The sequence below is a fragment of the Kribbella sp. NBC_01510 genome (genome assembly GCF_045040325.1).
In the GTDB taxonomy this organism is placed as follows: Bacteria; Actinomycetota; Actinomycetes; order Propionibacteriales; family Kribbellaceae; genus Kribbella.
This window is the reverse complement of record NZ_CP109418.1, coordinates 7,213,377-7,236,978: the sequence shown is the minus strand read 5'-3', so window position 1 is coordinate 7,236,978 and position 23,602 is coordinate 7,213,377. Positions and strand designations below refer to the sequence as shown.

General features: G+C 65.3%; 24 protein-coding genes and 1 pseudogene. 15 read left to right on the top strand and 10 right to left on the bottom strand.

Features of this window, described 5'->3' with window-relative positions; translation table 11 throughout:
* Positions 1-12 precede the first annotated feature (12 nt).
* The gene (locus OG558_RS35720) at positions 13-606 is read left to right on the top strand and encodes a protein kinase domain-containing protein (protein WP_405066927.1); all 594 of its coding nucleotides are present in this window, start codon (positions 13-15) and stop codon (positions 604-606) included.
* A 546-nt stretch (positions 607-1,152) separates the two neighbouring features.
* On the opposite strand, the gene OG558_RS35715 is transcribed toward OG558_RS35720, so the two are convergent.
* Positions 1,153-1,710: a hemerythrin domain-containing protein gene (locus OG558_RS35715; protein WP_405066926.1), complete on the bottom strand. Its 558-nt coding sequence runs from the start codon at positions 1,708-1,710 to the stop codon at positions 1,153-1,155.
* A 156-nt stretch (positions 1,711-1,866) separates the two neighbouring features.
* Here OG558_RS35715 and OG558_RS35710 point away from each other — a divergent pair, with 156 nt between their 5' ends.
* Positions 1,867-2,529, top strand: coding sequence for a DUF6766 family protein (locus OG558_RS35710; RefSeq protein ID WP_405066925.1), 663 nt, complete (start codon positions 1,867-1,869; stop codon positions 2,527-2,529).
* A gap of 35 nt (positions 2,530-2,564) precedes the next feature.
* On the opposite strand, the gene OG558_RS35705 is transcribed toward OG558_RS35710, so the two are convergent.
* Positions 2,565-4,034 carry an SDR family oxidoreductase gene (locus tag OG558_RS35705; protein WP_405066924.1) on the bottom strand — a complete coding sequence of 490 codons (1,470 nt, stop codon included), beginning with the start codon at positions 4,032-4,034 and terminating at the stop codon, positions 2,565-2,567.
* Between the two features lie 142 nt (positions 4,035-4,176).
* Between OG558_RS35705 and OG558_RS35700 the strand changes: the two genes are divergently transcribed.
* Positions 4,177-4,851, top strand: coding sequence for a YihY/virulence factor BrkB family protein (locus OG558_RS35700; protein ID WP_405072261.1), 675 nt, complete (start codon positions 4,177-4,179; stop codon positions 4,849-4,851).
* Position 4,852: 1 nt separating this feature from the next.
* On the opposite strand, the gene OG558_RS35695 is transcribed toward OG558_RS35700, so the two are convergent.
* Positions 4,853-5,344, bottom strand: a complete 492-nt coding sequence (locus OG558_RS35695) for an ANTAR domain-containing protein (protein ID WP_405066923.1) — start codon at positions 5,342-5,344, stop codon at positions 4,853-4,855.
* Between the two features lie 351 nt (positions 5,345-5,695).
* On the opposite strand from OG558_RS35695, the gene OG558_RS35690 reads away from it, so the two are divergent.
* Entirely contained in the window at positions 5,696-5,839 is a 144-nt protein-coding gene (locus tag OG558_RS35690) for a GPGG-motif small membrane protein (RefSeq protein WP_329477912.1), read from the top strand.
* Positions 5,840-6,307: 468 nt separating this feature from the next.
* On the opposite strand, the gene OG558_RS35685 is transcribed toward OG558_RS35690, so the two are convergent.
* The 4 genes from OG558_RS35685 to OG558_RS35670 all read right to left on the bottom strand — a co-directional run bounded on the left by OG558_RS35685 (position 6,308) and on the right by OG558_RS35670 (position 7,229).
* Positions 6,308-6,448 (bottom strand): SDR family oxidoreductase, encoded by a 141-nt coding sequence (locus OG558_RS35685; protein ID WP_405072260.1) that lies wholly within the window; start codon positions 6,446-6,448, stop codon positions 6,308-6,310.
* Complete coding sequence (locus tag OG558_RS35680) at positions 6,435-6,581, bottom strand: hypothetical protein (protein WP_405066922.1); 147 nt, start codon at positions 6,579-6,581, stop codon at positions 6,435-6,437. Before OG558_RS35680 ends, OG558_RS35685 begins: the two co-directional genes overlap by 14 nt.
* The gene (locus OG558_RS35675) at positions 6,581-6,721 is read right to left on the bottom strand and encodes a hypothetical protein (protein ID WP_405066921.1); all 141 of its coding nucleotides are present in this window, start codon (positions 6,719-6,721) and stop codon (positions 6,581-6,583) included. Before OG558_RS35675 ends, OG558_RS35680 begins: the two co-directional genes overlap by 1 nt.
* A gap of 253 nt (positions 6,722-6,974) precedes the next feature.
* Complete coding sequence (locus tag OG558_RS35670; protein WP_405066920.1) at positions 6,975-7,229, bottom strand: hypothetical protein; 255 nt, start codon at positions 7,227-7,229, stop codon at positions 6,975-6,977.
* Positions 7,230-7,448: 219 nt separating this feature from the next.
* Here OG558_RS35670 and OG558_RS35665 point away from each other — a divergent pair.
* From OG558_RS35665 to OG558_RS35645, 5 genes and pseudogenes are all read left to right on the top strand, one after another.
* Positions 7,449-7,577 (top strand): annotated as a pseudogene (locus tag OG558_RS35665) (ANTAR domain-containing protein); the annotation flags it as partial.
* Positions 7,578-7,880: 303 nt separating this feature from the next.
* Entirely contained in the window at positions 7,881-8,102 is a 222-nt protein-coding gene (locus OG558_RS35660; RefSeq protein ID WP_405066919.1) for an Hsp20/alpha crystallin family protein, read from the top strand.
* Between the two features lie 26 nt (positions 8,103-8,128).
* On the top strand, positions 8,129-8,785 hold the full coding sequence (locus OG558_RS35655) for a hypothetical protein (protein WP_405066918.1): 657 nt from the start codon (positions 8,129-8,131) through the stop codon (positions 8,783-8,785).
* Positions 8,785-9,189: a hypothetical protein gene (locus OG558_RS35650; RefSeq protein ID WP_405066917.1), complete on the top strand. Its 405-nt coding sequence runs from the start codon at positions 8,785-8,787 to the stop codon at positions 9,187-9,189. The genes OG558_RS35655 and OG558_RS35650 overlap by 1 nt, the downstream gene beginning before the upstream one ends.
* A 52-nt stretch (positions 9,190-9,241) precedes the next feature.
* A complete protein-coding gene (locus OG558_RS35645) occupies positions 9,242-10,066 on the top strand; it encodes a sigma-70 family RNA polymerase sigma factor (protein WP_405066916.1) in 825 nt (274 codons plus the stop codon).
* A gap of 1,189 nt (positions 10,067-11,255) precedes the next feature.
* Here OG558_RS35645 and OG558_RS35640 read toward each other — a convergent pair.
* A complete protein-coding gene (locus OG558_RS35640; RefSeq protein ID WP_405066915.1) occupies positions 11,256-11,444 on the bottom strand; it encodes an FAD-dependent oxidoreductase in 189 nt (62 codons plus the stop codon).
* A gap of 153 nt (positions 11,445-11,597) precedes the next feature.
* Between OG558_RS35640 and OG558_RS35635 the strand changes: the two genes are divergently transcribed.
* Both OG558_RS35635 and OG558_RS35630 read left to right on the top strand, forming a co-directional pair.
* Positions 11,598-12,059 (top strand): hypothetical protein, encoded by a 462-nt coding sequence (locus tag OG558_RS35635; RefSeq protein WP_405066914.1) that lies wholly within the window; start codon positions 11,598-11,600, stop codon positions 12,057-12,059.
* A 54-nt stretch (positions 12,060-12,113) separates the two neighbouring features.
* Entirely contained in the window at positions 12,114-14,792 is a 2,679-nt protein-coding gene (locus OG558_RS35630; protein WP_405066913.1) for a P-loop NTPase fold protein, read from the top strand.
* A 6-nt stretch (positions 14,793-14,798) separates the two neighbouring features.
* Here OG558_RS35630 and OG558_RS35625 read toward each other — a convergent pair whose 3' ends face one another.
* Positions 14,799-15,002: a hypothetical protein gene (locus OG558_RS35625; protein ID WP_405066912.1), complete on the bottom strand. Its 204-nt coding sequence runs from the start codon at positions 15,000-15,002 to the stop codon at positions 14,799-14,801.
* Between the two features lie 248 nt (positions 15,003-15,250).
* On the opposite strand from OG558_RS35625, the gene OG558_RS35620 reads away from it, so the two are divergent.
* Positions 15,251-15,469, top strand: a complete 219-nt coding sequence (locus OG558_RS35620; protein ID WP_405066911.1) for a hypothetical protein — start codon at positions 15,251-15,253, stop codon at positions 15,467-15,469.
* A 225-nt stretch (positions 15,470-15,694) separates the two neighbouring features.
* Here the strand turns inward: OG558_RS35620 and OG558_RS35615 are convergent, their stop codons facing one another.
* Positions 15,695-16,768: an IS630 family transposase gene (locus tag OG558_RS35615; protein WP_405066910.1), complete on the bottom strand. Its 1,074-nt coding sequence runs from the start codon at positions 16,766-16,768 to the stop codon at positions 15,695-15,697.
* 642 nt (positions 16,769-17,410) lie between these two features.
* Between OG558_RS35615 and OG558_RS35610 the strand changes: the two genes are divergently transcribed.
* The 3 genes from OG558_RS35610 (at position 17,411) to OG558_RS35600 (ending at position 23,529) form a co-directional block, all read left to right on the top strand.
* The gene (locus OG558_RS35610; protein WP_405066909.1) at positions 17,411-17,599 is read left to right on the top strand and encodes a hypothetical protein; all 189 of its coding nucleotides are present in this window, start codon (positions 17,411-17,413) and stop codon (positions 17,597-17,599) included.
* 2 nt (positions 17,600-17,601) lie between these two features.
* Entirely contained in the window at positions 17,602-19,101 is a 1,500-nt protein-coding gene (locus OG558_RS35605; protein ID WP_405066908.1) for a deoxyguanosinetriphosphate triphosphohydrolase family protein, read from the top strand.
* Between the two features lie 1,107 nt (positions 19,102-20,208).
* The gene (locus OG558_RS35600) at positions 20,209-23,529 is read left to right on the top strand and encodes an NACHT domain-containing protein (RefSeq protein ID WP_405066907.1); all 3,321 of its coding nucleotides are present in this window, start codon (positions 20,209-20,211) and stop codon (positions 23,527-23,529) included.
* Positions 23,530-23,602: the final 73 nt, after the last annotated feature.

Below are 23,602 nucleotides of genomic sequence, written 5' to 3'. Positions count from 1 at the left end.
TCGCCGGCTTCGATGACGGTCAGCGCAGTACCGAACAGCGGTGAGGCGAGTGGGAGAGATGATCGCGGCCCGGTACAGGGTTGTCGACGCCATCGGGCGCGGTGGGATGGGGGAGGTGTACCGGGCGACCGATGTGGTGTTGGGCCGCGAGGTGGCTGTCAAGGTCATGCTGCCCATCCCCAACACGGTTGCCGCGGGGAGCGCTTCCTGCGCGAAGCGCGTGCCAGTGCACGGCTGCGTCATCCACATGTGGTGGCCGCTTCTGACTTCGGTGAGTACGGCGCGGCCTACTACCTGGCAATGGACCTTGTTCGGGGCCGAACGGAAGGCGAAGAGCTCAGGCGGCTCGGTCCGCTCCCGGCGGCCCGGGCCGAGCACATGATCAGGCAGGCCGCTGCCAGGTTGGCAGCCGCGCATGCGGAGGGCATCGTCCACCGGGACATCAAGCCTGACAACCTTTGTCTATGCCCTCGGGTGTGTGCTGTACCAGCTCCTCACCGGTCGTCTCCGAGAGTCCTGCGTCGGTCATGTTTCAGCACGTCCAGCGCGAACCGACACCACCGACGGAGCTTCGGGCGGAATTGCCCAGTGAGCTCGAGGCGCTGACTCTCCGGATGCTGACGAAGGACGCGGCCAACGACCGACCGCGGGTGAGATAGCGAACGGCGTCCGGCCGCCGATCGTCTTGGTGTCAGAAGCCGACATGGCGACAACGGTGATTCTGCCCGTACGTCGGAAAGCCATGAGAACGGTGTTCATCGGGGTCGCCGCGCTCGCCGCTGTCGCGGTGCCGGCGACTATTGGCGTCCTCTCTGGAGCCACAGATGATCAGCTCCCGACCACCACTGACCTCGCGCCGTCGGAAGCCAGACGCACCGCACCGCCCATCGCCCCGGTTCCGGCGAAGACGCCCAGGCCGACGGCTGTGCGGACGGTTACCCACACAACGACGTCCAAGCCCTACGTGGCGCCCCGAAGGTGAGGCAGACCAGACCAAGGCGAACCTCATGCAGGCCGGCGAAAAGGTGAAGGACGCCTTCAAAGACTGACGCCTTGAGTGTTGGTCGGTCCCTGGTGCTGTCGTCTCAACACCGGGGACCTGGGATCATGCGGCGGACCACCTCCGGTCGCTTCCGCCTCGTGCAACATCCATCAGCTGTCGGCCTCGCTCTGCAGCTTCTTCTGCAGTTTGTCCTTGGTCAAGCCGGACGTCCCTGAGATGTCGGCGTTGCTTGCTTGCTGCGCGAGCTGGTCCCGGGTGATGTCGCCAGGTTGTTCACCGAGGTGTTGTTTGCGACTGGCAACGAAGGCCTCGCCCAGCTGGGTACGGCGCTCGTCCGACAGATTCGAGCGCATCCCGGGCAGAACCTTGGTCTCCTCCTCCTCGACATGGTGGGACACCGCGTCGACGAGGTTCTGCAGGGCCTTGTCGAACTCGGCCGACGTCGGATCGGTCTTGGCGAGCTTCGCGAGCAGCTGGTCGGCCTCGATGTGCTCCTGCTGGCTGTGCGACACCTCTTCCTTCTCACCGGCCTCCGCCGCGGCCACCGGGTAGACCTCTGCCTCTTCGGCTCTGCTGTGAGCGGTCAGCAAGGTGGTGAGCACCGGAAGCAGGTTCGGGCGCTTCTCCGGGTTCTCCTTGAGCTCCTCGAACAACCGTTCGACCTCGCGGTGGTCCTGCATGATCAGATCGACAACATCAACGGGCATTTCAAGCTCCTCTCGCCGGGTCTGGTGCCGGGCCCGGTACCCCGGCGCAATCCCGCCTGCCGCTCCCATCAGGCGTAGTGCGTCAGGTCGTTCGGGCGAGTGAGGCGAGGACTCGTGGGTACCTGGCGGCCATAGGCGTGGATCGGGATGGTGCTGATGCGTTGGGTTCGGCTGCGGGCCTTGTTGCTGGTGAATCTGGGGTTGTTCGCCTTGTTCCTGGTGGGCGTGTTGCTCACCGGGCACGCGCACGAGAACGAGGACTTGTCCGATCACGGTCAGCCGACCGAGTCACTGGCCGCGTATGCCGGGTCGTCGTCGTTCGGTGAGACGGTCTTCGAGAACTGGGAGTCGGAGTTCTTGCAGATGGGGATGTATGTGCTGCTCACGACGTTCCTGGTGCAGAAGGGGTCGGCGGAGTCCCGGCCGATCGGCGGACCCGCCGAGCAGGACGAGGATCCGCGGGACCATCGCAGCGATGCCAGGGCTCCATGGCCTGTGCGGCATGGGTCGGAGCTGGTGTTGCGGTTGTACGAGAACTCGCTGGCAATCGCCTTCGGGATCGTCTTCTTCTTGTCTTTCTGGCTGCATGCGGTGACCGGCGCGGGTGCGTACAGCCAGGATCAGCAGTTGCACGGCGGCCAGGCCGTCACGGCCTGGCAGTACGTGCGTACGTCGCAGTTCTGGTTCGAGTCGTTCCAGAACTGGCAGAGCGAGTTCCTCGCGGTCGCGGCGATCATCGGCGGCTCGGTTTACCTGCGCCAGCGTTCCTCATCGCAGTCGAAACCTGTGCATGCTCCGAACGATCAGACCGGCGACTGATCCGACGGCTCAGACACCGGCACCACTCGGCTCCGTCAGAGTGCGCCTGTGGCGGCGGAGGCGATGTTGCGTTGCATGCCGCCGAAGACGAGCCCGTGGAACGGCTTGATCGCCCACCAGTACAGGTGGCCGGGCAGGCCGCGCGGGTGGAACAGCGCACGTTGGCGGAAGACGGTGTTTCCCGCGTCGTCGTGGTCGACCACGAGTTCGAGCCAGGCCAGGCCGGGGAGCCGCATCTCGGCGCGGAGCCGGAGCAGCCTGTGGTCTTCGATCTCTTCGACGCGCCACCAGTCGAGCGGATCGCCCACGGACAGGTCACGTGGATTGCGCCGGCCGCGGCGCAGACCCGGACCACCGAACAGTCGGTCCAGCAGGCCACGGGCCCACCAACCGAGGCGCCAGGAGTACCAGCCGTTTCCGCCGCCGATGCCCTCGATCACCCTCCATAGCCGGTCGGGGCTCGCGGGTACTACGGCCTCGCGCTCGTCCACGTACAAGGAACCGCCGGACCAGTCGGGATCACTCGGCAGGGGATCGCTCGGCGCGCCCGGCGTTGACGCCGACGCCCAGCTGGTTGTCACGTCCAGGTCGCGGACCCGCTTGAGCGCGAGTTCCACCGCCCGATCGAAGCCGATCAGTCCGGACTCCGGATCGGGCACGTACTTCGCGATGTCGTGCTCCTTGCAGACGACCTCGTGGACCAGGCTGTCGACCAGCGGTCTGGCGATGCTGCTCGGTACCGGGGTGACCAGACCGATCCAGTGGCTCGACAGCGACGGCGTGAGGAGCGGCAGCAGGACGATGCGTCGTTGGTTGAGGTGGGCAACCTTCGCGTAGCGCTGCATCATGTCGCGATAGGTCAGGACATCAGGCCCACCGACGTCGAATCCGCGGCTCACGCCGGCCGGCATCGACGCGCTGCCGACCAGATAGTGCAGGACGTCGCGTACGGCGATCGGCTGGATCCGCGTGCTGAGCCAGCGGGGGGTGACCATCACCGGCAGGCGATCGGTGAGGTGCCGCAGCATCTCGAACGACGCCGAACCGGAACCGAGAATCACGGCCGCGCGCAGCACAGTGACCGGTACGCCGGATGCCAGCAAGATCTCGCCGACCTCGCGCCGGGATGCCAGATGCGGCGAGAGTTCCTCGCCTTCGGGGTAGAGGCCGCCGAGGTAGACGATGCGGGGCACGCCGGCTTCCCTGGCAGCCGTCCCGAACGTCAAGGCATTGTGCCGGTCGCGCGCCGCGAACCGCCGGCCGGTGCCGAGGGAGTGGATCAGGTAATAGGCGATGTCAACGCCGTTCATCGCCGCCCGCAGTTGCCGTGGGTCCCCGGCATCCGCTTCGACGACGTCGACCTCGTCGTACCAGTCGTGATCTCGGAGCCGGTCTGGGTTCCGTGCCATCGCGCGGACCCGGAAGCCGCCCTCGAGCAGTTCCGGCACGAGGCGGCCACCGATGTAGCCCGTGACTCCGGTGACGAGAGCAAGACGCTGGTTCATGACTCCCGGTGCCCTGCGCGTGCCGAGCGATGCGGTCGAGATTCCATCGCAGCCGGTCGAGTTGCTTGGTTTGGGTGTTTGGTGGCGGGTACCGGGCGACTAGTTTCAGTGGTCTCGCGGCCATGCCGGCGTCGGGCGCGATCTGCTGCTCCAGCAGCTCGACGCTCTGACCTCGGCGCCACGGCAGGGGCTGGGGATCGGCGTCGCGATCGCCGTCGTGGCCGCGTTGTGGAGCGCGTCAGGAGGTGCGGGGTACCTCCTGACCGCTGTCAACCTCGCGTACGACGAGGACGAGACGCGCGGGTTCGTCCGCCGCAAGCTCCTGGCACTGGGCATGACGTTGGGCGCGATCGTCTTTGTCCTGCTCGCGATCGCCCTGTTCACGGCCGGCGCGGCGATCGGGAACGATGTGGCCACGCCGGTCCGGATCCTGCTCGAGGCGGTACGGCTGGTGCTGGCCGTCGTACTGATCACGGTGGCGCTCGCGGTCACCTACCGGCTGGGGCCGGATCGGGACGCCCCACGCATCCGCTTGGTGTCCACGGGCGCCGTGGTCGCGACCGTCATCTGGCTGATCGCGTCGATCGGTTTCTCGATCTATGTCGAGACGTTCGGCAACTACGCCAAGACCTACGGCAGTCTGGCCGCGGTGGTGGTCCTGATGTTGTGGCTGTGGCTCACCGCGTACGCCGTACTGCTCGGAGCCGAGATCAACGCCGAAGCCGAGCAGCAGACCGCCCGGGACACGACGAAGGGCGCGCCGCGTCCCCTCGGCGAGCGAAACGCCGTCAAGGCCGACTCCGTCCCGCAGCAGTAGGTCAGTTGTCCTTGTCGAAGGTCGCGTTGAGGTCCTCGGCGAGCTTCCGCAGTTTGACGTTGCCGTCCTGGGACAGCCGGGTGAGGAACGCGAAGGCGCGCTGATCGGTCAGCTTGTAGCGTTCCATCAGGATGCCGACGGCCTGACCGATGGTGGTCCGGGTCCGCACGGCTTCCTGGAGGTTCTGGATCTCCTGCGCATAGTCGATCACCGCGGCGGACTGGTGCGCGAAGAGCTGACCGAGGGCGCCGAGATCCTCGAACGAACCCACGTGGAGCGAGTACAGGTTGAGCGCGCCCTGCGACTTGGGGGCATCGAACAGCCGGATGCCTGCCTGCGCCCGGATGCCGGCCTCCACCGCGACGGCTGCGTAGCGGAGGAATCGTGAATCTGCCGCCAAGTTCGGCGCGCTGACGTGCACCGCGTCCGTCGCGGCGTCGTAGCAGGGCCCTTCCTGCAACTCGTACTGCGCCGCGTCGAGTCTCAACAGCATGTCGTCAGTCGGTGCCGCAGTTTCCAGCCGGCCATCGGCGCGCTTCACGGTGATACTCGCGTAGTCGACGTCGGGCAGTACCTCGACCGCAGCCGCAGTGATCCGACCCAGGGTATGGTCCAGATCACCCGGAGTCAGCGACTCGAGAGCCGACGTGCGGTTTCGATCAAGCGTTGCTCATCCACGCCCGATCGGTACCCCCCTCCGCAAACATGAACCGCCCAAGGACACTCACTTCGGCCACGTGACGGACAACGGCTTTGACTCCGGTCGTTTGAAGTTGGGTACAGAGGCTCTGGCGCGGGGAACTCGCCGGCAAGCATCGGTCCGGCCCAAGTGATGGGAACTACCGTGGGTCTCATTCTGTGGATCATCGCGGCGATCCTGGTGATCGCCGGCATCTTCTCGATCGTTCGCGGTCAGCTGATCTGGGGCATCGCTCTGATCATCATCGGCCTCCTCGTCGGTCCCGGCGGCGTCAGCATCTTCACCTGACCCCAGCCGCTGGCCGGATTCTGATCAGTCATCCGTCAGACGTGGACCTGCATGTCCGGCGAGACAGAGCCATCGGTCGTCGACCTGGACCCACGTCTGCGTCATCGGCATCCGGAATGTGTCGATGCCACGACCGTGGCCGACGCGGTCGGTCACCACGCACCGCAGTACTGCGGTGTCGCAGACCACTGCTCGCCATTCGCACTGGCCAACGCGTCCGCCCGGGCCAAAGCAGCGGCTACGACTTGGTCCTCGACAGTTCCCATGACATCCATTTCTTGGAGCTGGATCGAATCCGCGGGACGGCGCAGTCAGATGATGGTGGCTTAGGGCAACGGGCGGCCGCCGGTGGCGCCTATACCTACGCCGGTGTGCGAGTTCGGCGGGCTGACCAGCTCGACCGAGCGGGGTGTCGGCGCCGAACTCGTCGACCTTCTCCGGCGGCATGGTCGCGGGGATCAACGGGGTTCAGATGGGTCCAGGGGCGACGGCATTGACCCGGATGCCCTGGGGCGCGAGCTCCTGGGCCAGACCTTTGGTGAAGTTGAGGATGGCGGCCTTGCTGGTGGCGTAGTCGAGGAGGTTCGGCGACGGGTCATAGGCCTGGATCGAGGTCGTGTTGATGATCGCCGCGCCCGTCCCGGATGTCTCCGGGTACGGCGGCCGCCGTACGCCCGGCGTCCCGGACCAGGCGACAGGTCTCGCGGGCGTCCTTCTCCTCCGCGGCCAGATGGGAGATCATCACGTCGGCTCCTTCGCGGCGAAGGCGAGCGCGACGGCCCGTCCGATGCCGGAGTCGCCGCCGGTGATCAGAGCCCCCCGACCGGTCAGCTTGCCGCCGCCGCGATAGCTGTCTTCGCCGTAGTTGGGCTCGGGACTCATCGCATCGCCGTGTCCCGGATGCGGCTGCCGCTCCGGATCCTGCTGGTCGGGCCCGGGTCACGACTGCGCGGATCTGTGCTCACTGTGTGCCCGCCGTCAGCCGGCATGAAGAATCGGCTCGATGCGAGTCCGGGTACCCGCTCGAAAGGTGATCCATGCCCGGACGTCCGCGGTGCCCGAGCCTGCCTCTTTGCTCTTAGCAACAACATCGGCCGGCGGCTATGAGGCATGAGGACACAGCCGGCCCATCGAATCAGGCGTCGGTGGTCGGCCGGATCGTTTTGATCGGTGAACGGGGTGGGAACCGTCCCGAGCCGTAGATGTTGGTCTCGACGACCGCGCCGGCGGCGTCGCGGATGATGTGCTGGGCTTGCGCCCACCGGGCGACTTCGGCCCCGATCGCGACCTGCCGCAGCCGTGGGCCGCCGCTGGAGAACGGCTCACAGCCGGGTCGGCGGTTCTTCCAGACACCGTTGTCGCAGTAGGTCTCGACATCTTGAGCGTCCATCGCCAACCCCCTCGTGCTATTTGGCCTGCCGGCTGGCAGGGACCTGTCCACCGACGACGTAGCACCTGTACCCCGCCACAATCGTTCGTTCCACCCACCAACGGCTCTCGGCAACGATGCGAGTCCCTTCATGACGATGTCCTCGGCGTTTGTTCGAGGGTCCGGTCGACTCGTGCTCGGCCGGCGGCCGCCGCAGGGGGGCGCAATACGTCCCGGGATGGCATCCTGATGGAACGCTATGACCTCGACGGCGACCGGGCCTTCACCGTGCTCAGACGCTACTCGCAAGACACCAACACCAAGTTGCGCGACGTCACTCAGCAACTGATCGACACACGCAAACTCCCCGGCACCGAAGCCCGGCGATTGAACACCGAAGCCGCTGCCGGAATCAGGGCGGCCATCGAGCTTCGGCGCGCGGTACAGCGAACGCCTAGATCCGGAGTCTGGTACGGCGAGCTGCTGCCGACCGTCGTGGTGCTCACCGGGGCGTGACGTCCGCTGCTTCAAACGCGCCCACATGCCCTCTTCAGAGGCGACGAACACGTCATCGAATGGATGACGGATGCTGCTTGTCATCCATTCGATGACGTGTTAGAACGGTGCTGCGTATTGACACCGAAGTCGACAGTCTGGAGGTGGACGATGTTGATGCGCACCGACCCGTGCCGGGACCTGGACCGGTTGACTCAGCAACTCCAGCGGTGCCTCGTCGCCAGGGACATGGTCGAGGCGGAACCCGACGCGGATCGGATCACGGCGGAGTACGAGAACGGCGTACTGACGGTGAAGATCCCGGTCGCCGCGCAGGCCAAGCCCCGCAAGATCTCCATCAGTGGCGGGGATTCCGAGCCGCGCCAGATCAACGCCTGACTGGCCCGCGACACAGGGGAACCCAGATGCATCGAGCTGAGCCGCCCGACGGACTTGACGAGGCGACCGATGCGCTGGCCTTCGTCACCGGTGTACTGCGCGAGCTCGATGCTGACGGCGACGATTCGGCCGCCCGGTTGCTCGAGGCGCTGGTCCGGATCCGCGAGGTGCGGGATCACCTGGCCGAGTGGGAACCGAGATTGATCGAGCAAGCCCGGGCCGCCGGCACCAGCTGGGCCCAGCTGGCGCCGGCGCTGGGGGTGGCGAGCAGGCAGGCGGCCGAGCGGCGGTACCTGCGGATCAACGCGCAGGCCGCCGGCGCCGCGATGACCGGCGAGCAGCGTGTCCAGGCCGCCCGGGATCAGCGTGCGAGCGACCGGGCTGTGGCTACCTGGGCGCGGGGCAACGCTGCTGATCTTCGGCGGCTCGCGGGGCAGGTCACCGCTTTGGACGGGCTCGACCGGTCCACCCAGGAGAGTGTGGACCGGATCCACGATGCGCTGGGCGACGACGACTCCGCGGCCCTGCTCGGCCCGTTGGCCGATGCCGGCCCGCGACTCACCGTCGATCATCCGCGGATCGCGGACCGGATCTCCGAGCTCGGTGACCGGGCTGACGAGGTCCGCCGAGCATCGACACAACGGCCGGGCGAGGCCCGGCAGAGCCAGGAGGAGGGACTCTGATGAAGTTGCTGTTCGAACTCCGGCCGGTCGACCACCTGGACGCCAGCGTGGACGACTACCGCAGCCTCGGGCTCGAACCGCTTGGGTGGCCCGACGACGACACGGCCATGCTCGGACCGCGCGGCGGCGCGGCGACGATCGTGTTGGTCCGTGATCCCGCCGAGAGCGCGCTCGGCGCCGGGGGTGTGTACGACGTGGGCGACCTCGGGGTCTTCTTCGGCGATCACCCCGGACCTGGATTGGTTGATGGCCCCGGTCCGGTCGTCGCTCGGCTGGTACGCGGTGTTCGCCGACCGGACCGGCACCTGCATCCGGCTGCTGGACCCGTCCCCACACCTGCCGAGCGCCGAGGAACCATCGCCGAACTTGTTCGCCGTCGCCAGCTGACAGCACCAAGAACTTGACCGTGGTCCAGGGATGTGGCCACGCCGTGTCTCGAGGGTCGCGAGGTCAATCATGCTTTCTGGAAAGACCGACGAGACAGTACCGACGCAGTGCTCGACGCCCGACGAGCGGGCCGCGCGTGAAGCCGCTACCCAGGAACTGCTGCAGCGCCGGGAGCGAACGTCCGACGACGTGGAGCGACAGGCGTTGATCGATGAGGTGGTCGAGCTCAACATCGAGATCGCGCGCGGGATCGCCCGCCGGTTCCGCGGACGTGGCGCCGAGGCCGATGATGTCGAGCAGGTCGCCTACCTGGGCCTGGTCAACGCGGCTCACCACTACCGGCTCGACGCGGATACGCCGTTCATCGGGTTCGCGATCCCGAGCATCCGCGGCGAGGTGAAGCGGTATTTCCGCGACTGCGCATGGACCGTGCGGATCCCACGCCGGCTGCAGGAGCTCCAGGGCTCGATCATGGCCAAGCTGCCCGAGCTGCAGCAACAGCTGAACCGCGACCCGACCCGGGCCGAGGTCGCGGATTACCTCGGCCTGGAGGTGGACCAGGTCGAGGAGGCGATGGCCGCGAGCGGTTGCTTCAACGTGCTGTCCCTGGACCGCCCGTCAGACGCGGACGCGAATCTGACGCTGGTAGATCTGGTCGCCGCCGAGGAGGACCGGACGGTCGATCAGTTGGAAGCGGTTGACATGTTGCGGCCAGTGCTGGCAGAGCTGGGAGCGCGTGAACGACGCATCTTGGAACTGCGTTTCATCGAGGGCTGGACCCAGACCGAGATCGGCAGAGAGATCGGCCTCAGCCAGATGCAGGTCTCCCGCGAACTACGCAAGATCCTCGACGACCTCCGCACAAAACTCACCCCCACACAGGCGATCGCCTGACGGTCAGCGGTCAGCGGTCGACGGTGATGGCGCAGACTCTGCCCGTGCAGCCGGCGACGATCAGCAGTCTTCGTAGTACCGTCCGCCCTCTGCCCTCGGGATGTGAGCGACTGAATACTCTTGGGCACCGGTGTGTCAGGTGGCCACAAGCCCGCGGGCCGAAGGGTCACTAGGCCGCGCGCGTTGCGCTTATCAGCGCGCGCGGCCGCCTCATGACTGCCTGGTTCACATCCTCCTCCGCAACCGTGCTCTGCGCTTCCGGCTGGCCAGGGCCGGCTGCTCAACGCCAGCGGGGCCGCTCTTCTGCCGCCAGGGACAGGCTGGATTGAGAGTCGAGTCCCCGAGCGGACATCTGGCGGATGCCCACCGGCCATCCACAGCCGCTGACGCCGAGGGAGATTCGAACGATGGTCGATCTGTTCGGCGACATTCGTCGAGCGCTGGATCAAGCGCTGCCTTGGAGCATCCGCCGACGGTGTATCTGCGGGCGGATCAGCTCAGCACGAAGGTCAACGATGCGGCCGAAGGGACCATGTCGGGGCTTCGGCGTGCGTTGGATGCGGGCTGGGATCCTGCCAGTTGACCGCGTAGTACAACGCTGCCGATGCTGAGAAGCGGCGGCCGAAGCAGGGCTGGAGACGATCGTGTACCCGGAGCGGCTGACGCCGAAAGAGGTTCGAGCGAACCAGCGAGAGCTCGCTGAGTTGTACGACGCTCTTCGGCTGGCGGTCGATTACGACCATCGGACACAGGTAGCCGAAGTGTCGATCACACCTGCCCCGCGTGTGGTTAGTGCGTGTGTCCGAGGAGGGACACGCACCTTAACCACACGGTTCGAGCTCGACGCGGCGCCCGCTGGTCGAACTCCGTAACGGCTGATCTCCATCTGAGGTTGATCGTGAGTTGTCAAAGATGAGCAGAATCCCTTACTGGTAAGGGTTCTGCTCGTTCGGTCGTGCGCAAGAGCTCCCGTCGCTGGCCATCGTCTCGCGCTGATTGAGGTGCGTAAAGAGGTGTGATCTCGGAGGTTCGCGGCGCGGCCCCGGTGGCGGCCCAGTTCCGGCCCCCATGTCGACGTCGTCGGTCTGCGGCTGTCGGAGATCGCGCCGAATACGGTGACTGACGTCCCGACCCGGGCGCCGCGGTCCGGGTTCACCGAGTGCTTCGCCGTCCCGACACAGCACTGCCTTCAGGCTGCCCGGTTGTAGTAGATGCCGGCCTGGATGACACCGCTGTTATGGGTGGTCTGGTGGCCAGCCACGACCTGTTCCTTCTCGAGGACGACGGCCGGTTCGTCACCTTTGGACGTCAGCTCCCAGGATGTCGCGGCGCCCACAATTCCGCTGCCGACACCGCTACCTCGGACATGACGCCTCATCCTCGCCGAGAAAGCCGGACACCGCGAGGGTTGCATTCTGCACCATCCGGTGCATCGTTGCCGACAGGAGATTGTCATCGGTTGCCGGCGCGGCGATCCTGTGCCTATCTGATTTTGTTCTAGGGGGCGGCAATGGCAACGAAGAAGTTGACAATGCGGGCAGTCGTATTCGATTTCCTGGAAAGGGCAGGTTGGTCTGCCGGGCAGATGTTCTTCGCTACTCTCCTCGCGGGCGGTACGGAGATTTCCGCCGGCAACCTTCCGTGGAAGTACTCCGGCACCCTCGCGATCGGCGCGGCCGTGGCTTCGGTCATCCTCACCGCGCTGCAGTACCTGACCAAGATGACCGAACTCACCTTCTGGCCCGACGTTGTTGTCCGGCTGGCGAAGACATTCCTCTCGTCGCTGGCGGCATCGATCGTCGCTGTCGGCGTCTTCAACGTCGGCACGTTCGACTGGGGCACCGCACTCAATCTGGCGTTGCTCACCACCATGGGCTCGCTGGGGAAGGGCCTGCTGGCCCGCCAACCGGGCAAGGCGGCGAACCCGTCAACACTGCCACCGGAGACCTACGCGGCAGCGGTCTCAGGCCCGACTCCGGCCCCACCCGGCTAGAGATCTGCTCTCGCCGCGCGCGGCGTCGTATCGTGCCAGCTGGGGGTGGGGGAGATGTCTCAGGCTGCGAGTGGGAGTCCTTCGGGGCGGTCGGGGTCGTTCGCGGAGGCGTTGCGGTGGGCGGAGGCGTCGGCGGCGTTGCGGGGGGCAGGGCAGACGGTGAGCGAGCCGGACCTGTTCCTCGGGACCTTGCTGGCTCATCCTGATCCGGACGGCGAGATGCGGCGCCTGATCGGGTACTTCGGGCTCACCGCTCGTGATCTGCTGCCGGACGACTTTCCGAAGATCACGCTGGACAGCCTCCGGCAGGCGGCCGCGACCGTCGGCGCCAGCCCGCTCGGCCAGGATCAGCAGGTCACTCAGGTCATCTCGGTGGCGGACCGGCTCGCCCCCAGGCGGACGCCCATCCTCGCCGACCTGGTCGGCGCGCTGCTGGCCGAGTCGCAATTCTTCCGGCAGGCTCTGCAACGCCCGCTGAACCGATCCGGCCTCTCGGTGAGTACGCTCGCCGATCGGTATCGCACCTTTCTGGTCGAACTGGTCCCGCAGCAGGAGATCGCGGGGAAGAAGCTGGGGGAGTGGCTGGCCGGGACCTTTCCGCGCCGGCCGGCCAGCCTGGCCGCGTTCAGCAGTGACGTGGTCGATCCGACAGCCGACTTCGTCGACATCAGCGTCGAGGCCGACGCCTTCGCGTACCTGATCTCGTCCCGCACCCTGGTGCCGCCGCTGGCCATCGGCCTGTTCGGTCAGTGGGGCAGCGGCAAGAGCTTCCTGATGGCCAAGATCCGGCACCGGATCTGCCAGCTCAGCGAGTTGGCCGGCAAGACCGCGCAGGCCAACCTCACCGTCTGGCCCAATGTCGCGCACATCCAGTTCAACGCCTGGGAGTACGTCGAGACCAACCTCTGGGCGTCGCTGCTGGAGAAGATCTTCGACAAGCTGGGTCCGGCGCAGCAGACGCTGTCCGATCGAAAGCGGACAGACATCCTGGAGAGCCTGGACGCCACGAAGAACGAGGTCGCTGCTGCCGAGCGGGAGCTGGAGAGGTTGCGCGGCGCCGAGACCAAGGCGGCCGACGCTGTTCGGAAGAAGGAGGAGCACCTCGACGCGGTGGTGCGGACGACCGCGGAGCTCCGGGACAGGATGATCACCGGTGAACTCGAATCCGTCGCTCGCGCGACGCTGGTCCAGACGGTCGTTGCCGCTGGCAAGAACGAGCTCGACGGTACGCCGGCCGCGGCCGTGGCCGACGGGGTCGCCGAGGTACGGCGGGCCGTGGTGGCCAGCCGAACCAGCCCATGGTTGCAGAAGAAGTTCTGGACCGGCTGGCGAGTCGTCTACGTGGCACTGGCGGCGGCCGTCGTACCGGTGGTCGCGTTCGTGATGGACAAGCTGTCGGCTCCACCACTCGCCAGCCTGGTGACGAGTCTCGCTCCGCTGATTCCCTTGGCGGCGTTGGCGCTCAAGGCGGTGGCAGACTTCGCCACGAACCAGCAAGAGGCCTTGGCCGAAGCCGAGCGCAAGGTCGACGAGGAGCTCGCGGCGGCCGTCACCGAGGTCAAGAACGACCTGAGCGCAGCCAAGGACCAACTCCAAACGACGCAGGCTGACGTGGGAGCCGCGAAGACGGTCGCGCACGAGGTTCGCGACCGGCAGACCGAACTGGAGCGGAGGCGCGATGCCTACACGGTCGGAACCACGCTGGCGGATTTCGTCGCCGGTCGTGGGGCCAGTGATGACTACCGCAGCCAGCTGGGCCTGATCAGCAAGGTTCATCAGGACCTGCAGGATCTCGCCGACCTGACCGCCGAGTTCAACCGGGAGACACCACTGGCCGCGGGCGGACCGCCGAACCGGATCGTGTTGTACATCGACGATCTGGATCGATGCCCACCGAAGAAGGTGGTCGAGGTTCTGGAGGCGGTGCACCTGCTGCTGTCGTTCCCCCTGTTCGTCGTGGTCGTCGCGGTGGACACGCGCTGGCTCCGATCGGCCCTGCACGACGCGCTGCCCGCGCTCGACGCGACGCCGGACGAGGCCGGCGAGCAGCCGAAGGCGATGGACTACGTGGAGAAGATCTTCCAGATCCCGTTCTGGGTGGAGGATCTCGACGACGACGCCCGGCGACGACTGTTGCGCGGACTGCTGTTGCCATCGGTGGCAGCACAGCCGATCACTGCCGGCGGCGGAGGTGACACCCTGCAACTCGGCAAGCGCGAGGAAGAGCTGGTGACCGCGATGCTGACGGACTTCGGCAGCTGGCTCGACCTCGACGCCACGCAGCTTCAGCTGACCGAGGAGGAACTCGCTTTCATCGAGTCGCTCGCACCCCTGATGGGCGGAACACCGCGCCGGGTCAAGCGTTTCGTCAACATTTGCCAGCTGTTGCTCGCGATGGCACCGCCGCTGTCGGCGGAGGGCGGACAGCCGACCGAGCGGATGGCCACTTGTTTCATGGCAGTCCTGCACGAAGGTACGCCGTACCTGGCAAAGCGTCTCGCGTTGGCATCCGCCGACGAGATCTCCGAGCCGCCGGCCACCCTTCGCACTGCCCTCGCCGCGTTCGGCGAGGACGAGCTGACCGTGGAGCGAAGGTGCGTGGAGACCTGGCTGACGAAACGCAAGGAGCTCATGGGTCGAGGCGCAGGCGATGATTTCGACCTGACACCGATGAGCAGATTCCTCAGCCGCTACGACCTGATTCGCCGGCTGACCTTCGATGCCGGAACCTGATCCGAATCAGCATGCCGGCTTGTTGGAGAAGTAGTTCAGCACGACCTTGGTCTTGAGCTCGGGCTTCGTACTCACGTGCACGCCCTCTTCCTCGGAGAGGTCGAGAAGTTGCTGCCGGGTCGCGGCAGCCGCCGACGGATCCTCTTCACGCCCGGAGAGCTCGAGGAAGCGAAGATCGGGCGGCAGATGGAGGGCGCTCCGCGGAAGCACGCGATGTTCTACCGGTGCGCCGTGCGGACCCTGGTTCCGGGGTCGAGGGCGGCTCTTGGACATCCGCGGCGGTTTACGTCCGCGAGGATCGCCTCTCCGACGGTGTGAACGAATGGATTGCGGGACTGTTCAGTCCTGAAAATCTTGATCGGACTGTTGCACTTCTGGCGGGTGCACAGAGCGAGGAGGATCCCGCGGACGCGGCGGAGCGAACGTTCCGGCAGAGGATCGCGGCCGCGGACGCGACGATGACGCGGCTTCAACGTGCTCTGGACGCGGGTTGGGATCCCGAGGCGCTGACGAGTCAGTACAACGCTGCCGTCGCGGAGAAGAAGGCCGCGCTGGCGGGACTGGAGGCGTTGGAGCCGGCCGAGCGTCTGAGCGGTGCGGACATCCGCGCGATGGTGGAGGAGCTGGGAGGCCATGAAGGCGGTGCTGGACCAGGCGGATCGAGCGGATTTGGCTGACCTCTACGGCGCTCTGAGGCTCGAAGTCTCCTACAACTACGAAACGCGGGTGGCTGATGTTTCCATCAGGCCTAGCCCGCGTGTGGTTAGCATGTGTGTCCGAGGAGGAACACGCACCTTAACCACACGCCTCGAGCTCACCTCTGACCCCGGCGGCCGAACGCCAGAATGGTGACTGCGTGGAGAGCAGGAAAGGCGACGCCAGCGAAACGCAGCTCAGCTCTCCTAGTGGAGCGTTTCTGAAGTCTGCTGACGGTTGGCCTTCTTGAGGATCTGGTCGGCGGTCTTGGTCCAGACGAAGGGGTGGCAGCGGTTGTTCCAGCCGTCGATGAAGGCGCGGATCTTGGCGTTGAGGTCTTTGACCGAGCCGAATGTGCCGCGGCGGATGGCCTGTTTCTCGATGATCCCGAACCAGACCTCCACGAGGTTGAGCCACGACCCCGAGGTGGGAGTGAAGTGCACCTGGATCCGGGGGTTCGCGGCTAGCCAGCCGCGGATCTCGGGTCGCTTGTGCGCGGCGTAGTTGTCCATCACCAGGTGCAGTTCCTCGTCCGGGTAGGCCTTGGCGACCTGCCTGAGGAAGCCCAGGAACTCCTGGTGGCGATGCCGCGGCCGGACCGCGGCGGTCACCTTCTCGGTGGCGACCTCCAGCGCCGCGAACAGGGTGGTGGTGCCATGCCGGACGTAGTCATGCGTGCGCCGCTCGGGAAAGCCGGGCTGCATCGGCAGCATCTTCTGGGTCCGGTCCAACGCCTGGATCTGCGACTTCTCATCGACACAGAGCACGATCGCGTTCTCCGGCGGCGCCAAATACAGTCCCACCACGTCGGTCACCTTCGCGACCAGTTCGGGGTCGGTGGAGAACTTGAACGTCTCGGCCCGCCAGGGCTGCACTCCGTAGTCACGCCAGGCCCGGGCCACCGTCGCATTGCCAACGCCCAGCTTCGCGGCCAGCAGCCGGCTCGACCAGTGCGACACCCCCAGCCGCTTCGGCGGCGGCCTCAACGTCGCCGCCACGATCGCTCGATGGTCCACCAAACGCGGCCGACCCGAACGCGGCTCGTCCTCCAGCCCTCTCAGTCCACCCTCTTCGTACCGGCCACGCCAACCGACCACCGTCTGCCGGGTGACGCCGACCTTATCCGCGATCGCGGTGTTCGACACCCCGTCGGCAGCCAGCAACACGATCCGCGCCCGCTGCGCCAGACCCGCCCGCACACTCGAACTCCTCGTCAGCGACACCAACCGCTCCCGGTCACCATCACGCAAACCCAACGCCGCCGCCGCACGATTCGCCATGCCTCATTCTCGCCCAGACGAATACGTCTAGAAACTAATGACACGCTCCACTAGCGTCGGCTCCCGCGCGTGGTCAGACCTTCCCGTGCCAGATCCATTGCTCACAATCTGCAACCGCCACCTTGGCACCGAGTAGGAATTGCGGCATAGTCCTGGTCTGGGGGGGTTCACGATGTACCTGGGGGAGCGCTGGCCTAGCTTGTTGGCCGTTGCACGCGTGGGCAGTGACCGTCGGCCGTCTCGGTCGGTGGGGCTGTATGCGTGCAATGGCTTCAGCATTGCCGCCGAACTGAATAGCGAGCGACCTAGCAACTTGCGGGCCGACGCCGTCGCGCCGCTCAATCTGCCCGTGCCTGCTGAGGGTATGAGCAATCGCTTGATTTGTACGGTTTCGCTTACTCATGCATTTGAGTCGTCCCGTCTCGAAGGCGCCATCTCGAGGGCCGGAGCAACACGCATCGCGTGCTTGCCGCGCCGCGAGGTCGCATCTGTTGCACCATTGCAGAGGACCCAGTTTCCAATCGGCTGCAGTGGCGCGGGATGCGTAGGACGACCGGAGGTTCCATGGACGATGCGAGGTGTGGGGAGTGGGGAACGATGACAGCGTCAGCTCTTGAGATGCGACCGGCCGAGGGTGAGCGTGTGCTCGCGACGGTAGCCGAGCGGATCGTGCAGGTGATCGGACGGAACGAAATCAGGGTCAAGCTGGATCAGTTGGTCGATGAGCTCTCACAGACGATGCACTGCACGCCCCAAGACGTGTACCTCGCGTTGTCCAGGCTCGATGTCGAGGTGCGAGGTGACGACTCACTACGCATCGTACGGGACTGACGTTGCCTCCGAAATCTCGCGCGGATGAGCGAGTCTATGGCGTCAACTCGACTGCCTCTGGGCGGATAACCCGTCCGAGTGGGCGATCACGGAGGCCAGAGGAACCGGACGTCCGTTCGCAGGCGCAGCGTGATCGAGATCGGATTCTCTATTCAGCTGCATGGCGTCGCTTGACTGGCGTGACGCAGGTGATCACACCCTTTGACGATCTCCCACTGATGCACAATCGCTTGACGCACTCGGAGAAGGTGGGGCAGGTCGCGCGCAGCATCGCGGAGCGACTTGTCCAGAATCGGGACAACTGGGCCGACATGGAGAAGCTCGGCGGGTTCGATGTTGAGGTTTGTGAAGCTGCAGCATTGGCGCACGACCTCGGGCATCCTCCGTTCGGCCACATCGGCGAGCAGATATTGGACGAGGTCGCACGAGAGATCCTCGGCCTCCCCGATGGTTTCGAGGGAAACGCGCAGACGTTCCGTCTGCTGACGATCGGCAAGGTTCGAAGTCTTAAGTACGAAGGGCTCGATCAGACGTATGCAACGCTCGCCGCAGCGGCGAAGTATCCCTGGATGCGTGTTGCCCGACGCTCTGGCGCCGATCACGACGATGGCTTAAAGGCAGACTCCGACTATCGCAGGCACTGGAACAAGTTCAGCGCGTACGAGCCTCAAGGTGAGTTGCTCGCAACCTGTCGAGACTTCGCTAATGGTATCGGCGCGGAGATCCAGACATTGGAAGCATCCGTGATGGATGTGGCGGACGACATCACCTACGCCGTGCATGACCTTGAAGACTTCTACATCGCGGGCGTGCTGGACGTGTCAGCGATCCGAGAGGATCTGGATGAATTCGGCGATCGGGACCTCATATTCACGCCGTTCAAGAGTCTCGGTGATCGCCTGGCGATCGACTATCCGGGGTGGTTCTCACGCGAGGCGCTGAAAGAGGCCGCCGGCAAAGTGGAGAACTCGTTGAAGATCGGATTCGAGCGGCACCGCGCGGACCTGAGCGAAGTCGAGGCCCGCGCTCGAGGGAAAGGCTCGGATCTCATTGGGTCGTACATCGCGGCGGTCACTATGCAGGCCGCCGAGCCTCTTTGGCCAGGTGGGCCACACATTGGCCTCAAGCAAGCCGAGTGGCACGAGGTCCAGATCCTCAAGGAGATTACCCGCTCGTACGTAGTGCAGCGGCCAGACATCGCGTTACTACAGCGAGGGCAACAGACGGTGATCGAGAACCTTGTGCAGATGCTGCACGACTGGGTCCGCAAAGACCGTGATCGTCTGCCGCCGCGGCTCCGCAGGGAAGTCCAGATTGCCGAGGAACTCGGCGCCGGCAAGCTGAAGCTCGGATATGGCCACGACTCATCAGGTCCACGTGGCGGTGAGAACCGCGCCATCCTCGATTACATCTGTGGGTTCACGGACCAGCACTGTCTAGCCTTGTATTACAAGCTTAGCGGTATCCAAGTCCATCGCATGAGCATGACTTCCATGCTCTAGCCCTCAGCCGCGCATCAAGCCTACGTAGTCGGACTCTTGGGAAGTTGATGTCGGTGCGTGAAGGGCATTTGAGTGGACGAGGCTGACTACGGCGAACTCTTCCGGCATATTCGGAGAGCAGTGCGGGGAAGGCGCCGGGACATAGATGCTGTCCTGATCGAGTCAAGGCGGATCGAGGGACTCGATCCCCGCATGGCGGTTGGCTGCGCGCTCGCCTCTTGGGACAGTTCGCGTCGCACTGGCGCCGCGGTGCCGTGAGTGAGCGTTGGCACGATGACGTGCTCATGGATTGGAGCACGATCGGTTATGTCGGTGACGGAGTTGGCTGGTGCTGCTGTCGCCGTTGCTGCCGCGGTAGCAATCACAAGGTCATGGCGGGACCGGCATGACGCTTCGGGCCTTCACGGTGAAACGTACTTCCAGGCCTTGCAGAGGAGACGGACGGCTTATCGGTCGAGCAGGCCGTCAGAGAGCGGATCCACCTTCGCCACACCGGCCGGCGGCCGTCCACTCGAAGTCTCGCAGGCCCCGTCCTAGTGAAGGACTCGAGGGTCGACCACGCGGTCGTGCCCGGCGTAGCGCAGCGCAACGCCCACGAGCGCTATGCTGCGCTGACTAGAGGCAGCCGGTCGGACGGCCATCACAGGGAGCCGGTCGTTCGCCCGCCGCCTTTCCCTGCGAGCAGCCACTCGTCCAGATCCTGCCTCTCCACGACAGTCACGAATCAGCGGCCCCGGCGCGCGGAGACGGCGCTCGCCTCGGCATTTGAGTAGGATCCGCTGCGGCTTGTGCTGCGTCCCGGCGCGAGGAAGGTGCGCGCGGTCGTGAGGAGTGCTTCGTTCGAAGCGGCAAGCCACTGCTGAGTGCCTGGGATGATCTGGACCGACCCGTTGTATCCGTGTCGCGGTGTTATCCGGTCGAGGTTTCGTTGTCTCCCGCTGAGAATTGAACTGGCCCAAACGCGACATCGCCACATTCAAACGGTCGCGTGCAGTATGGTCTCCGTCTCAAGCACGCACACGTAGGGACAGCGCCTGATGCACATCGTTTTCTGCATCTCCCATGGCCGACCGACCTGTGCCGACGACTCCGTGGTCAGGTGTACGCATGGCGAGTGAACCTGCTGGTCAGGGCAACAGCTCTTCGAAGAATCCTTTCACGGCCACGATCATCGCAATCCTGGTCGCATTCGGGCCGCCGGCGATCGCGACCGGATCGCTTTGGTCGGCGGTTCGCGCGCATATTCCGCTGAGTTGTCTCATCCTGGTCGCCTACTGGCTGATCGTCAGCGCCTCGCGTTTTCTGCTCCGCGTGGCTCGCGCGGTGAGCGACCTATGGGTGCCTCGGGTAGCCACCGCCGTTGACCTGCGGCTGAGAGCTCTGGTGAACCGACATCGCGCGCGCTACGTAAAACAACTCGTCGCCAGCGTGCGGGACATCGAGTTGCTCGGCATGTCAACTCAGGGAGAGTTCGCGCTCCCACTCCGGGACGTGTACGTCGACGTCAGCCTGGCGCCGTCCCCGTTGCAAACGACTACTCGGACGCCGTTCGTGGGTGCAGAAACCGCTACAGGCGAACGAAGGACGCTCGACTCGTTCCTGAACAGCAAGGAGCCGCGGGTCTTCGCGATCATCGGCGGCCCCGGATCCGGGAAGACAACCTTGCTGCGTCGTACCGCGCTGAGCTTCGGGGAGGGGCCGCGGCGCGGAAGAAGACTGCTGCCGGTGATCCTCTACCTGCGGGACCACGCACAGGAGATTGGCCGAAATCCCAATGTCACGATCCCCGAGCTGCTCGTCGGCGTCTCCTGGTTGAAGGGCTTGGTTTCCGCTGACCTGTTCGAGCGCGACCTGGAGCACGGGCGCTGCGTTGTGATGCTGGACGGTCTGGACGAGGTCGCGTCAGAAGAACAGCGCCGGCTGACCTCGAAATGGGTGCAGGATCAGGTCGCACGCTATCCCCGGAACCACTTCGTCCTGACGTCACGGCCACATGGCTACCAGGCAAATCCGGTGAGCGGTGCCAACGTTCTTCAAGTCCGCCGGTTCACCAGCGAGCAGATCTTCAACTTCGTCCGCGGCTGGTACTACGCGATCGAGTGCCGCAGCAGGGGCGAGGAAGGGGATGAGACCCGGACCATCTCCGACGATCATGCGGATGACCTCCTCCGCCGTATGCGTCTGCAGCCGGCTCTGTACGACTTGGCCGCCAACCCAATGCTGCTGACGATGATCGCGAACGTCCACAAGTACCGAGGCGCTCTTCCCGGCAGCAGGGCGGCCCTGTACAGCGAGATGTGTGCCCTGCTCCTCCACCGGCGGCAGCAGGCGAAGAATCTCCAGGTCGGTACCAACCTGAAGACCGAGCAGCGCGCGATGGTGGTGCGGAAACTCGCACTGGCGATGATGTCGCTCGAGGTCCGCGACGTCACATCGGCGAAAGCCAGCGAAATCCTCGGACCGACCCTGAACCGCATCCCACGCGCGGCGACGCCGGAGGAATTCTTGGACGAGCTCACGAGAAGTGGTCTGCTGATCGAACGTGAGGCCGGGACGTTTGCATTCGTCCACCAGACGCTGCAGGAGTATCTCGCCGCCGTCGAGATCCGGAACGATCCAGACGAAGTCGATCTTCCCGCTGTGGTGGAGAATCCTTGGTGGCGGGAAACCACCCTTCTCTGGGCGGCGGATGCGGACGCTTCGGCGGTGGTCGCAGCCTGCCTGGAGTCTCGCTCTGTCGACGCCCTCGCACTGGCCTTGGACTGCGCCGAGGAGGCACGTGAGGTCGACATCGTGCTGCTGGAGCGCCTGGACCAGTTGCATGATCCCGGTGTCTCATCCAGCGATGCTCAGGCCCGCAAGATCCATCGGCGTCTGATGGCCGCCGTTCGAACCTCGAGAAGCCTGCGCGTCACGGTAACCCTGAGCAACGGTGCGGTGGCCTGCGCCCAGCCGATCCCGCAGACCCTTTACCAGTTGTACGTCGAGCAATTCGGCGATCCGGCTGCTCGTCGCGCGCAGTACGGAGAAGCCGACTCACGCGATGACAGCACGGAGGCTGTCGGTATCCCGGCAGCGGATGCCGAAAGGCTCGTACTCTGGGTCAACGGTCTGTTCGACGGCGGAACGACGTATCGGCTCCCTACCCGGGCCGAGCTGGCTGATCCAACGACGAGCGTCGTTGTAGACCTTGCTCGGCACACCGTATGGTATTCCGACGCGATCTCGAATGAGCCGCCCGGCATAGCGGCTGGCGGTCCTTCCGGGAACCCCGTCGAGGAGCTGTACGCAGGGCCGAAGATCTTCGTGCCCCGCGGCGTCAAGCATCCGTATGTTCCAGCCGAGCACCAAGTCAAAGACGCGATCCAACGCGATCTTGCGGCCCTGTCAAGCACGGTGCCGTTCATCCTGGCACTTTGTCTCGAGCGCGATCCAGGCAAGGCCTACGTACGCGACTTCAGAGCCTCCGTGCGGCGGCTCGATCGATTGGCAAACAGCCTGACTCCATCCTTGGAAAGGAACGCGACACAGGTCGATCGTGCGATCTCACGCCTTCACGGCGGCTTCATGGAAATGCAGTCCGTGCGTGGCGACGTGCGGCGACTGGTAAACCTGACCGATGAACTGGCTACCATGAGCGGTTTCTCCGTTCCATCAGACCTTGCGCAAGGTCTGCGATCGTTGTACCGGCGCGATCCACAGCTTGCGAGAGCACTCGGTCAGGCGCTCGACATTATCCTGGCGAACGCAATCGAGGCAGAAGAGATCTCGGCGCTTGCGGATGACCGCCGCCGACCAGGGAGGTCTGCGACGAGCGAGCCCCCGGCGACGCTCCTGCTCGCGTGGCCCGACCGCCCTGAGGCTGCCAATGAGTCAGAGCTCCCGTTGCATGTCCAGGAATTCGAGCTCACCATCCTGGCGATGAGCACCTTGCTTTCGCTGTGGGAACTGAACCGCACGAAGGGCAGTCCGCGGTCCGCGTGGGAACAGTTCACGGTCTTCCTCGACGGCCTGTGTTCGAGGGAGCTCGACTCGTTGCCCACCATCCCGGAAGAAGTTGAGATATCTCTGCAATCGGTGCAATCGCTCCTGCTCAGGGCCACCTGGGGAGGACTGGATCCCAAGCTGCCTGAGTCTGCAGGGTCGGACCCTGGCCGTGATGATGAGAGCAGGCGGTTGCTGGCTCGGCGAGTAGTCGACGCGGTTGCAGCCATTACTAAGTTGCTTCTGCAAGAACCCGCGCGAACAACGCGGCACAGCTCAACAGTGCGGATCGGTCTACTGGCCGCCATCTGTGTGTCGGACAGATTCCTCGAGAAGGACATCGCGAGAACGCTGCGAGGCGTGTACGGCAGCCTGGTATGCATGGAAGCCCGTCAGATCGATCCGAGCCTGGCGTCGGAGGTCGTCCTCTTGATGCGCGCCTGACTCAGCTTGACGAGACTTCGATCGGCGGAACCGCCGGCGGCATCCTGCAAGTTTGCTGATTGTCCAAGGCCGA